6 protein-coding genes are annotated in these 12792 nt (G+C 69.1%); 1 reads left to right on the forward strand and 5 read right to left on the reverse strand.

The features are described from left to right. From VLF18_RS04265 to mrcB, 5 genes are all read right to left on the reverse strand, one after another. On the reverse strand, nucleotides 1-1440 hold a 1440-nt coding region (locus tag VLF18_RS04265; RefSeq protein ID WP_325278381.1), incomplete at its 3' end, for a S8 family serine peptidase. A gap of 621 nt (nucleotides 1441-2061) precedes the next feature. After that, nucleotides 2062-5061, reverse strand: a complete 3000-nt coding sequence (locus tag VLF18_RS04270; RefSeq protein WP_325278382.1) for a choice-of-anchor J domain-containing protein — start codon at nucleotides 5059-5061, stop codon at nucleotides 2062-2064. 346 nt (nucleotides 5062-5407) lie between these two features. Beyond that, nucleotides 5408-7315 (reverse strand): ATP-dependent DNA helicase, encoded by a 1908-nt coding sequence (locus VLF18_RS04275; protein WP_325278383.1) that lies wholly within the window; start codon nucleotides 7313-7315, stop codon nucleotides 5408-5410. A gap of 4 nt (nucleotides 7316-7319) precedes the next feature. Beyond that, nucleotides 7320-7853: a tetratricopeptide repeat protein gene (locus VLF18_RS04280; RefSeq protein ID WP_325278384.1), complete on the reverse strand. Its 534-nt coding sequence runs from the start codon at nucleotides 7851-7853 to the stop codon at nucleotides 7320-7322. A gap of 56 nt (nucleotides 7854-7909) precedes the next feature. Beyond that, nucleotides 7910-10201: a penicillin-binding protein 1B gene (gene mrcB, locus VLF18_RS04285; protein ID WP_325278385.1), complete on the reverse strand. Its 2292-nt coding sequence runs from the start codon at nucleotides 10199-10201 to the stop codon at nucleotides 7910-7912. A gap of 226 nt (nucleotides 10202-10427) precedes the next feature. On the opposite strand from mrcB, the gene VLF18_RS04290 reads away from it, so the two are divergent. Then, nucleotides 10428-12792: glycosyltransferase (locus VLF18_RS04290; RefSeq protein WP_325278386.1), on the forward strand; the 2365-nt coding region annotated here is incomplete at its 3' end.

Genomic DNA, 12792 nt, shown 5'->3' on the forward strand with positions numbered 1-12792 from the left:
CGTCGGCGAGCCGGTCGTGTCCATCGACAACGCGGCCGCCTGGTTGTTGCCGACGAGCACGAAGGTCGCTCCCGCGTTGACGGCGTTGGTGATTTTCTCGGTGAACGAACAGGTACCGCGACGCACGTAGGCGACCGAACCCGTGAAGTGGCCGGCCGGAATCGCGGTGCCTGCCGTGCAGGCTTCGAGATTCGCCGGATAGCTCTTGACCGGCTGACTCACGAACGCCGAGCCGACTGGCGTCGTGCTGCCCTGCGCCGCGTCGACTTCGGTCGTATTCGCCGGCGGCGTACCCGGACCGGTCAGGCTCAGCTTTGCGCGAACGTTCTCGTCATGGGTCGAGGCCGCGACGGTCAGGGTCCACGGACCGAGATGGTTGACGGCGCCGACCGGATTCGGCGCTTCGGCGCGCGTATTGCCGGCCGATGCAGCAACGACGACATCGGCATTGACCGCGTCCAGGAACAGGCTGTCGAAATCGCTCCACGGATCGCTGCCACCGGAGATCGAATAGTTGATGACGTCGACACCGTCGGCGATCGCGTTCTCGAGCGCCGCCTGGATATTCGCGCCCGGACAATCGTTGGTCGGGCAGGCCTTGTACTGGCGGATCGAGGCGCACGGAGCGACGCCCGACAGGTTCGTGTACGGCGCCGGTATGACCGGAGCCGGCGTCGAACTCGCGGTCAGCGTGTTGCCGGCCGCGGTGCTGGCAGTGTGCACGCCGTGCCCGCCGTCGCTGGCCTGCGGGTTCGCGCCGTTGCAGGCGCCCGTGCCGCTGTCGGTCGCGCTGCAGTCGAGCGCGACGAGCTTCGGCGTACCCGCGCTGAAGCCGCAGGTCGCGTCGTTGGCGAACGAGGGATGGTCGGAGTTCGCGCCGCCGTCGACGATGCCGACCGTCACGCCGAAGCCGCGCGTTCCTGCGCCGCCCGGAACATTGACGCCGCTCCAGACCGTATCGGCGCCGATGAATGCCGGACCGCGGAACGTGTCGAGCGTCTCGACGCCGGCCTCGCGGATCGCCTTCACGCCCGGCAGGCTGCGGACCGTGCCGGCTTCGGCCGACGACAGCATGGCGGCGAGGCCGTTGCGCGTGACCGCGTAGTGGTGCGTCGCCGTGACGCTGCGACCCAGTGCCGACGACATCGACTGGAGGCGCTGCGCGCGAATGTCGGACAGGAACTGGGTGTAGGCGACGGCGGCCGGACTCTTGGTGTCGAGCTTGCGCTGCCCGTTGACGGACGGCGCCGTGGCTTCGTGCGCATTGGCGCCACCGGTGTAGTACAGCAGGCCCGGCTCGTTGAACGTAATGATGTAGCTCTTCAGCGCCTCTGCCGTCATCGACGACTGCGCGGTCGCCACCGGCAAACTCACCATTCCCCCTGCCAGCACCACGCCAATGACCGACGCCAGCGCCGTTACGCGAATCGACTTGCCCATGAAACCTCCCAGCACAGGAAAAGAACGGCCGACGCCTGGTCGCCCAGGCCCGGCCGGCACACGGAAGAACGCGGGTTCGCTACAGCGGGATCGGGCCGTCGTCCATGCCTGGAGACTCGACAGGAACCACCGCGAAATTCGCTCCGCGGAACGGTGAATAGCACCGACGCGCGCAACATCTCAATCTGCACTGCGGCAGCGAAAACATACGGAACGGTGCCGAACGGCTGCGAATGTCGTCAAAAATGACACGCCGCTCGGACAGCCGGACTACCGTACTCAGCCGACAGGCCCATTCGCACTGGGCGGGAGGTGCATGCAGGTCGAACGAACGGCACGCGGAGGCGGCGGCACCAGGCGCTGCCTGCACGTCGGTTCCGAGGCAAATCAGTGACATCGTTGCGCACGCGCGCACTCTGGCGACGAGAAACGGCCAGAAACAAGAATTTTCCATACTTACGCGAACTTATGCGCGGATTTCGCACGTCCGCCAAGCCGACGGATCGCCGCAACGATGCGATGCGGTCCTTCCAAAAAAAACCCGGGCAGATGCCCGGGCTTTTTTCGATGAGACCCGCTCGCTGCCGCCGCCCGGCTTTCGCCCGGCGGCGGTAGAGACGCTTACTTCTTGCTGCGCGCCGATGCCGGCACGCTCTCCGGCGTGATGCCGGCGCCTGCATTCGGAACCGGTGCGCTGTTCACCGCACCCGCCGTGATGCTGACCGTGTCGATGCCGATGTAGCTCGAGTTGGCACCGGACGGGCCACCGTCAGTCACGAAGTAGCGAAACGCGATGCGCCCCTGACCCGTCACCGGAAGGCCGTTGCTCGTGTTGAGCGTGAACTGCGCCCAAGTACCCGGGTAGCCGTTCGCGCCGGTGGCGTCGTTGTTCGTCGTCAGGTTCGGATTGATCGTCTTCAGCACGGTCGGGAACGCCGCGAGCGCCGCTGCATCGGAGGCGATACCCGTGCACGAGGTGCCCGGCGGCGGACACAGACGCACTTCAAGGCGATCCGGGAAGTTGATCGGCGTCGGGACGCGGGTCCAGAAGCTGACCGACGACACGGAGTTGAACGTGATCTGCGGCGTGACGAGCCAGTTCGAGATCGTGCCGGCGCCCGTGGTGTTGTTGAAGTTCGCGCCGATATAGGCATCCGGCGCACCCGCCTGCGACGGGAACACGTCGGTCGAATTGCCCTGGAACCACGACGTACCGCCGACCGGGCTGCTGTTGTTCGCGGTCAGCCAGCCCAGACCACCGATGGCCGTGATGTCGTCGAAGCCCTGATCGACCGTGACACTCGGAACCAGTTCGCCGAAGTTGTTCGCGAAGATGCCGTCGCGCGTACCGGCGACCGACAGCGTCAGGCGCTCGACCGGCAGCGTGTTGTCGCTCGGCGTCAGCACGACGTGGCCGAAGGTCATCGGGACGGCGGTCGACGCGCCGTAACCCATGTTGACGCCGATGGACAGCGCCTGCGTACCGCCGCCGACCACGGTGAAGTTGGCCGGGGTGATGGTCACGATCGGCGCGCCGGTGGCAACCATCGGCACGTAGGTCGCGGTCCAGGTCGTGCCCGACGCCACCGTGCTCTTGACCGTGCGCGTGAACGAGCACGAGACGTTGCAGGCCGCATCGCGCATCGACGGCAGGTTCAGCGTCTTCGCGGCGATGGAGCCGCCCGACGGGTTCGCCGCGACGAAGTTCGCGTGCGTCTCGTTCATCGTCAGCGCGGCCTTGATCGCCTTGGTCAGGTCGACGCGGCCGTTGCCGACGTCATCCGGATCCCACGCCGACGAACCGTCGTCGTCGAAGCCCGGCACCTTGGCGGTCATCTGGAGCGCGGACTTGACTTCCATCGGCGTCCAGGACGGCTTGGCGGCGCGGACCAGCGCTGCAGAGCCGGCGAGATGCGGCGAGGACATCGACGTACCGCTGAGGAAGCCGTACTGAGTCGGATCGGCGAGTGCTGCGTAGATCTGCACGCCCGGACCGGTGATATCCGGCTTCGTCACGTTGCCGGCGGCCGGAACCGGACCGCGCAGGCTGAAGTCGGCGAGCACGTCGCCGCGCTTCTGCGTCGGATCGAAGCTGATCGTCGCCGTCGACGGATTCGCCGCGATGAAATCGCGGATCGCATCGCCCGGGGCCTGCACGACGCTGTACGCCGGCGTGCCGGCGGGCACGCCCGTCGTGTTCATCGACAGCGGACCGGCCTGGTTGTTGCCGACGAGCACGAAGGTCGCGCCCGCGTTGATGGCATTGGTGATTTTCTCGGTGAACGCGCAGGTGCCGCGACGCACGTAGGCGACCGAACCGGTGAAGTAGCCGGCCGGGAACGGCGTGCCCACGGTGCAGCCTTCGATGTTCGCCGGGAAGCTCTTGATCGGCTGGTTCGTGAAGGCCGTGCCGATCGGCGTCGTGCTGCCCTGCTTCGCGGCGACGCCGACCGTGTTCGCCGGCGGCGTGCCCGGACCGGTCAGGCTGACCGTCGCGAGGATGTTCTCGTCATGCGTCGACGCGGCGACCGTCATGGTCCAGGGGCCGAGGTGGTTGACCTGGCCGACCGGGTTCGTGATGGTCGCGCTGGTATTGCCGGCCGAGGCCGACACGATGATGTCGGCATTGACCGCATCGAGGAACAGACTGTCGAAGTCGTTCCACGGATCGCGGCCGCCGGAGATCGAGTAGTTGATGACGTCCACACCGTCGGCGATCGCGTTCTCGAGCGCGGCCTGCAGGTCGGCGCCCGGACAGGTCGTGCCCGGGCAGGCCTTGTAATGGCGGATCGAGGCACAGGGAGCGACGCCCGACATGCTCGTGTACGGCGCCGGGATGACCGGCGCCGGGACCGAACTCGCGGTCAGCGTGTTGCCGGCCGCCGTGCTCGAGGTATGCACGCCGTGGCCGTCGTCGGTCGCTTCCGGATTCGCGCCGTTGCAGGCGCCGGTACCGACATCGGTCGCGCTGCAGTCGACGAAGCTGCGCAGTTTCGGCGTACCCGCGCTGAAGCCGCAGGTGGCGTCGTTCGCGAACGACGGATGATCGGAGTTCGTGCCGCCGTCGACGACGCCGACGGTGACGCCGAACCCGCGCGTGCCCGAGCCGCCCGGCACGTTGACGCCGCTCCATACGGTGTCGGCGCCGATGAAGGCAGGGCCGCGGTAGGTGTCGAGGGTTTCGGAACCGGCCGCGCGAACCGACTTCACGCCGGGCAGGTTGCGGATCGTGTTGGCTTCGGCGGCCGACAGTTCGGCAGCGATGCCGTTACGCGTGATCGCGTAGTGATGCGTCGCCGTGACGCTGCGGCCCAGGGCCGAGGAGATCGACTGCACGCGCTGCGTGCGCACGTCGGACAGGAAATTGCCGTAGGCGACGGCGGCCGGGCTCTTGGTGTCGAGCTTGCGCTGACCCTTGACCGACGGAGCCGTGGCTTCGAGGGAATTGGCGCCGCCGGTGTAATACAGCAGGCCCGGTTCGTTGAACGTGATGAGGTAGCTCTCCACTGCCGCGGCCGTCGTGGACGACTGCGCGGTCGCCACCGGCGAACTCACCACACCTCCAGCCAGCACGACGCCGATCATCGACGCCAGTGCGGATACGCGTATCGACTTACCCATGAAACCTCCCAACACACAGACACACGAAAAGAACGGCCGACACTTGACCACCCGACAAGTTACGGCCGGCGCACGGATGAACGCGGGATCACGACGAAGGGACAGTGCGTCGGAGTGGCGAGAAACTCCGGGCATTCCGTCCTGAGGCAGCCACAACATTCGTCCAGACAATTCTTATAGCACTGGGTACGGACAGGTCACAATCTGCGCTGCGGCAGAGTCCGGAAAAAGGCTCCCGAGGCCGCCGGACGACTGCCGAACTCAGCCGCAAGACCTACGATCCAGCGAAATTGACTAGTTCCAAAGTCGCAGTCGAGCGCAGCAACGCGGCGCCGTCCGGACAAACTCAGGCGCAGAAAAAATCGTCGACGTCGCCCAGCTCGCGCGTGATCGGCGACGGCGGCAGGCTGCGCAGGAACAGCTTTCCGTACGGACGTGTCGTCAGACGCGGATCGCAGAGCACGAGCACGCCGCGGTCGTCGACGTCGCGGATGAGCCGGCCGGCGCCCTGCTTGAGCGCGATGACCGCCGAAGGAATCTGCCACTGGACGAAGGGATTGCCGCCGGCGTCGCGCATCGCGGCGAGCCTGGCTTCGAGCACGGGATCGTCCGGTGCGGCGAACGGCAGCTTGTCGATGATGACGCAGGACAACGCTTCGCCGGCGACGTCGACGCCCTCCCAGAAACTCGCGGCACCGAGCAGCACGCCGTTGCCCGACGCGCGGAATCCCGCAAGCAGTTGATGGCGCGGCGCCGTGCCCTGCACGAACAGCGGATAAGGCTGCGAGGCCAGCCGCTCCGCCGCGCGGCGCAGTGCGCGGTGCGAGGTGAACAGCAGGAACGCACGCCCGCACGAGGCGCGGAGCACCGGCAGCGCCGCGTCGACGACGCGGTCGGTGAAGTCGGGGGCGCTCGGGTCCGGCAGGCCGCGCGGCAGATACGTCAGCGCTTGGCGCGCATAGTCGAACGGGCTTGAGAGGCTCAGCGTGACCGGGTCATCGAGGCCGAGCTGGCGCGCGAAATGGCCGAACTCGCCGGCGACCGACAACGTCGCCGAGGTCAGTATCCACGCAGCCCGGCTCTGCTGGCGCAGGGCGCGCAGCGGCGGAGCGAGATCGAGCGGCGTCGCATTGAGCGAGAAACCCTGGCTCGTGAGTTCGTACCAGTGCACCCAGTCGCGCGCCGAACCGTCGAGCACCTGATCGAGCTTCTCGACGAGCCCCTGACAGCGCTCGTGCATCGTGGTCAGGCCGCGCGAGCGTTCGGCCTGGGTGGCGAGCGCGGCTTCGAGCGTGCGCAGCGCTTCCTGCAGCTCTCGCAATTCGGCCATTGCGAAACGGTCGTCCTCGATCGCCGCGAACGCGCCGCGCTGCGGCAGCTTGTCGAGCGCAAGCCGCACGCGACGCAGCACCGAGGTCACGTTCGCGATCGGCTCGCGCAGCACCGCGAACGCGCCCGTGACCGAGCCACACTCGGCTTCGGCGTCGCTGCCGAGTTCCTGCAACTGCCGCGCGGAAAAACTCACCGAGAAAAACTGCCCGGCGAGATCCGGAATCTGATGCGCCTCGTCGAGCACGAACGCGTTCGCGCCCGGCAGGATTTCGCCGAAGCCTTCCTGCTTGATCGCGAGATCGGCGAACAGCAGATGATGGTTGACGACGACCAGGTCGGCTTCCTGCGCGGCACGCCGCGCCTTGACCACGAAGCAGTCGTTGAACATCGGACAGTCGGCGCCGAGGCAGTTTTCAGCAGTCGAGGTGACGCGCGGCCACAGCGGCGAATCCTCGGGCACCTCGGCGATCTCGTTGCGGTCGCCGCTGCTGCTGCGCCCGGCCCAGGCGCGCAGCGCCTGCAGTTGCGCGACCTGTTCGCGCGACGCCAGGCGGCCGTCCTTGTGGGTCTGATCGAGCCGGTAGAGGCACAGATAATTCGCGCGCCCCTTCAGCAGCGCGGCCTTGATGCGCGCACCGGTGACTTGCCGCACGCGCGGCAGGTCGCGGTGAAACAGCTGGTCCTGCAGCGTCTTCGTGCCGGTCGAGACGATGACGCGCTTGCCCGACACGATGGCCGGCACGAGGTAGGCAAAGGTCTTGCCCGTGCCGGTGCCGGCTTCGGCGATCAGGATGTGGCGCTCGGCGATCGCCTCGGCGACCGCTTCGGCCATTTCCTGCTGCGAGGCACGCGGCGCGAAACCGGGCACTTCGCGCGCGAACGGTCCTTCCGCACCGAGCAGGTCGCGGACGTCGTGCGTCACGCGATTACAGCCGTTGGCGCGGCGGCACCTTGCACGCGGCGACCTGTGCCTTCGCGCTCGCCGAGCTGGCTTCGTCCTTGGCGACGCGGCGCGTTTCCACGACGGTCTGCCAGTTGCGCGCACACAGGCTGCCCAATCGCGGACCGAGCTCGAACGAACGCCGCGCGAGCGCTTCGGCATCGGCGTAGCGGTGCAGGCCGATCGAGAGTTCCGCCTTGAGCTGCAGAATTTCCGGTGCGTCGGGCGCGAGCTTGAGCGCGCGGTCGACTGCGGCGATCGCGTCGACGAAATTCTGCGCGGCTTCGAGATCGCCCGCCTGCTTGAGGAAGCCGTCGACGGCCGGATCGCGCAGCGGCTGCACTTCGACCGACGACGCCGTCGCCTGCCCGGCCTGACGTATCGCGAGCACGAGATCGCGGTCGGGCCGCACGCCCTTCTTTCCGCTCTCGCTGCCGCTGCCCGCGCCGCCGCAACCGACCAGCATCGCGAGCGCCGCCGCCGCGACCGTCCACCGCCATTTACCGCCGCTGCGTTTCATCGTTGACCTGCCCATCCGTCGAATTCCTCGAAATTCCGTCGAAGACGGCATCCGCGTCATTGCGGATCGCCGCCGAACCATTCTCGCAAACGCTCCATTGTGCACCCTTGCTCCTGCTCCGGCACGTAGCCCGCGACGAACGGGAGCTGGCGCGCGCCGGGACAATCAGCCTCGGTGCGCTGCCCGGATTCCGGGTTGACCCAGGCCAGCTCGATGCCCTGGCTCAGGTTCAGATCGAGCGGCCGCGTCGGCAGCGCATCGAACAGCGACATCCACACGCGCAGCGCGCCGGTCGCGCCGACGAGACCGGTCGGCTTGTTGTCGTCGCGGCCGACCCAGACCACGGCCAGGTGATCGGCCGTGAAGCCCGCGTACCAGCTGTCGCGCGAGTCGTCGCTCGTACCGGTCTTGCCCGCGCTGTTGAGCGTCGCGAGCGGACCGTTGCCGACCGCGCGCGCGGTGCCGCGCAGATTGACCTGCTGCATCGCATAGGTGACGAGGCGCGCGGCTTCGACATAGTCGCCGGCGCCGGGCTTGCTGCCGTAGCGCCGCAGCGGCTTGCCGTCGCGATCGAGCACGCCGCGCACGGCGATGACCGGCAGCGCGTGCCCGTCGGCGGCGAAATACTGATAGAGCTGCGCGACCTCGATCGGCGACAGGTCGACCGCGCCGAGCAGCAGCGAGGGATTCGGATTGATGCCGCGAAAACCGAACGATTCGATGAGCGCCCGGACGCGGTCGACGCCGACGAGCATGCCGAGCCGCACCGTCGACAGGTTCCACGAATTGGTCAGCACATCGATCAGCGCGACCCGCCCGTGCGCGGTCTTGTCCGCGTTCTGCGGCATCCAGTTCTTGCCGTTGGGCTGCGGCAGGCTGACCGGCGCGTCCTCGACGATGCTCGCCAGCGAATAGCGCTGCGGCTGGGCGAGCGCGGTCAGGAACACGAAGGGCTTGACCAGCGAGCCGATCGGCCGGCGCGCGTCGAGCGCGCGGTTGAAGCCGGGCTGGTCGGGCGCGCGGTCGCCGATGACCGCCTGCACCTCGCCGTCGCGCGCGCCGGTCACGACGAGCGCCGCCTGCGTGTCGTCCTGCTTCTTGCCGAGCGCGGCGAGGCTCTCGCGCAGCGCCTTCTCCGCGGCGAGCTGGGTCGCCGGCACGAGCGTGGTCAGCACCGACAGGCCTGCGCCGCGCAGCGCGGCGTCGTCGTAGTCGCGCTTGAGCTGCGTGCGCACGAGATCGAGAAAGGCCGGGAAGCGGTTGCGCGGCAGTCCCGGCGTTTCGGAAATGCCGAGCGGGACGGCCTTCGCGCGGGCCAGTTCGTCGGCGTCGATCAGGCCCGTGTCGGCGAACTGCTGCAGCACGAGATTGCGCCGCGCGAGCGCGCGGTCCGGGTAGCGGCGCGGATCGTAGTAGCTCGGCCCCTGCACGAGGCCGATCAGCAATGCGACGTCGGGCGCGCGCAGGGTGTTGAGCTCGCGCCCGAAATAGAACTCGCTCGCCGCGGCGAAACCGTGCACGGCCTGGCCGCCCTGCTGGCCGAGGAAGATCTCGTTGACGTAGGCCTCGAGAATGCGGTGCTTGTCGTAGCGCGCCTCGATCAACAGCGCGATCAGCGCCTCGTTGCCCTTGCGCAGGAAGTTCTGGCCGCGGTCGAGGAACAGGTTCTTGACGAGCTGCTGGGTCAGCGTCGAACCGCCCTGCACGACATGGCCCGCGGCAAGGTTGGCCCAGCTCGCGCGCAGGATCGCGATGAAGTCGACGCCGTGATGGTGCTTGAAGCTGCGGTCTTCGACGGCCTGCAGACCGGTCACGAGCAGCGGCGGCATCTGGCCGAGCTTCGCGACGCGGCGCTCTTCCTGCTCGGCGCCGTACAGCGTCGCGATACGCGCCGGATCCAGGCGTACGCGCTCGAGCGCCTTGCCCGTGTCGATGTCCCGGATGGCCGCCACGCGCGAACGCGCGATCGCGACTTCGACGCGGCGCGCCTTCTCCAGACCGTCGAGCGAGGCGAACGCGCGCCGCGAGATCACGAAACGGTCGCCGTCGCGCATGAAGCTGCCCGGCGACCGCGCGCCGGTGACCTCGTCGTAGCGCGCGGCTTCGAGTTCGACCGTCAGCGTCGCCGCATCGAGCGGCATGCCCGGTGCGATTTCCAGCGCGCGCGCATAGATGCGCGTCGGCGTTTCCCAGGACAGGTCGTCGAACCGTTCGCGCACCTGCGCGTCGAGATACAGCGCGTAGGGAACGGCGAACGCGACGACGAAACCCAGGCCGAACCAGAACGGCGCGCGCAGCCAGCGCCAGAGCAGACGCGCCAGCTCGGCGCAGCGGGAGAGAAATGCCAAGGTGGAACCCAGACCGGTGGAGGCTGGCCGCCGCAATCGCAATCGCCGCGCGACGGCACCCGAATCAACGCCGTCCACCGGAACGGCGGCGCGGCCGGCGCAGTGTACCCGAAGCGACTGACCCGCTGGCGCCGGCCGCAACGGTTTCGTAGGCGGCGCCTATCCGCGATAATCCGGGCCTTTTCGCGTGCGCGGATCGGCTCGCACAACAAGGACTTAACGAATAGTGCCCCTGCTCTCCTCCGCTGCGCCCCGTGCCGCCCTGATTGTTCACGGCGCCCCTGCTGCCGCCGACTGGTGGCGCCTGCTGTTCGACCGGCTGCCCGACGGTCTGGCCGTCGCGACGACGCTGACCGCGGATGTCCCGGCCGACGTGATGCGCATCGGGGCCGCCGCCGCGACCGACGCCGCACTGATCGACGCAGGCCGCGAGCGCTGGCCCGGGCTGTCGCTGATCCTGCTGCGCAGCGGCACGCACGTGCCGCCGTTGTGGACCGAACGCCTGCTCGCGGCACTGAGCGCGGACGACGTGCTCGTCGCCAGCCCGCTCGACAACGCCGGCGACGGCTGGGATCCCTGCCCCGGCGCGCACGCCGGGACCGACCGCATCGACGCGCTCTGCCATGCCTACGGCCGCGGCCTCGCCATCGATGGCGGCGACGTGTCGGCGCTCGCCAGCGCCTGGCATGGCGGCCTGCTTGCGCGGCTCGATGCCGAGTCGCGCGGCACCGGCCGCCGCGTGCGGCTCGATCATGTCCATGTCGCCGCGCCGTCGGCACCGAAACGCCGCGACGCGGATTCCATGCCATCGCGAATCGGCGAACTGCGCAGCCGCCTCGCCGTCGCACTCGAACAGTCCGATTTCACGCCGGCCCGGTTCGGCCGCGACGGCCGACCGGTCCTGCTGCATGTGCTGCACGGCTGGGGCGGCGGCGCCGAACGCTTCGTCCGCGATCTCGCCGCGAGCGATACGACGCACGCGCACCTCGTCCTGCGCGCGCGCGGCGACTTCACGCGCCGCCGCTACGGCGAAGTGCTCGAACTCCATGACGGCAGCCTGCTCGGCCCGCCGCTGCGCGAACTCGCGCTGCCCGCGCCGATCGCCGACACGGTGGCGCAGCATCACGACTGGAACGCGTTCTTCGGCGACGTGCTGACGCGCTACGGCGTCGACGCGGTCGTCGTCTCCTCGCTGATCGGCCACAGCCTCGACGCGCTGCGCAGCGGCCTGCCGACGCTCGTCGTCACGCACGACTGCTATCCGCTGTGGCCACTGCTGCACCGCGACTTCGGCGATCCGGCGCTCGCGTTCGACGCGGCCCAGCGCGCCGCCGACCTGAAGTCCGCCGACGAAGGCTTCGAATTCGCCAGCCGCTCGCCGGACTACTGGCAGCTCCTGCGCGACGCCTATGTCGCCGCGCTGCGCGCGGCCCGCGCGCGGCTCGTCGCGCCGAGCCGCACGGCGCTCGCGAACGTGCTGCGCCTGGCGCCCGAACTCGGCGAGCTGCCGTCGCGCGTCATCGCGCATGGCACGGCGCCGTTCGCCGAAGCGCTTTCCGACACGCCCCCGCCGGCCGCAACGTCGCGCCGCGGACTGCGCCTCGTCGTGCCGGGCCGCGTGCGCCGCGGCAAGGGCGCGGAACTGCTCGAAGCACTGCTGCCGCAGCTTCCGCCCGAGGTCGAACTCGTGCTGCTCGGCGCCGGCGCCGAAGGCCATGCGTTCTTCGGCCGCAGCGGCGTGCACGTCGTGCTCGACTACGCGCGCGAGCAGCTGCCCGCGCTCGTCGCCACGCTGAATCCCGACGCCGCGCTGATCCTGCCGACCGTCGCCGAAACCTTCAGCTATACCTTGTCGGAATGCTGGAGCCTCGGCCTGCCCGTGCTCGCCACGCGCGTCGGCGCGCTGGCCGAGCGCATCGACGACGGCGTCGACAGCTTCCTCATGGCGCCCGATGCCGCCGCGGTGCGCGACGGCATCGCCGCGCTGATCGCGCAGCCGCAGCGCCTCGAGCGCGCGCGCGCCGTGCTGCGCGCCCGCGTGCCGCGCTCGCTCGCCGACATGAGCGCCGACTACCGCAGCGAGCTGCCTTCATCTGCGACGCACCCGGTTACGGCGCCGCAGGCCGCCACGCCGGCGCAGCTCGAACTCGGCGCGCTGCGCGCGCAGCTCGATGCCGTGCAGGCGGAACTGGAACGCCGCGCCGCCGTGCTGAAACAGCAGACGCGCGAACTCGACGCCCGCGCCGAGTGGGCGTCGGAACTCGACCGCGAACTGCGCCGCTCGCAGCGCGACGTGCGCACGGCGATGAACGAGATCGAACGCCTGCAGGACGACGTCGAGCGCCGCACCGAGTGGCTCAAGCGCACGCAGGACGACTACACCGCGATCGAGCGCGAGTTCGAGGAGCGCACGCGCTGGGCGCTGTCGCTGAAAGCCGAACTCGACCGCGCCTACGGCAGCCTCTCGTGGCGCCTGACCAAGCCTCTGCGCTACGGCATGCGCCGACTGCGCGGACTGCGCACGCGTATTGCGTTCAGCGCGACGCGCACGCTCGGCCTGTTCCGCCGCATGCAGGCCAGCCTGCGCCGCC

Origin of the sequence: Tahibacter sp. (assembly GCF_035481375.1) — a bacterium.
In the GTDB taxonomy this organism is placed as follows: Bacteria; Pseudomonadota; Gammaproteobacteria; order Xanthomonadales; family Rhodanobacteraceae; genus Tahibacter.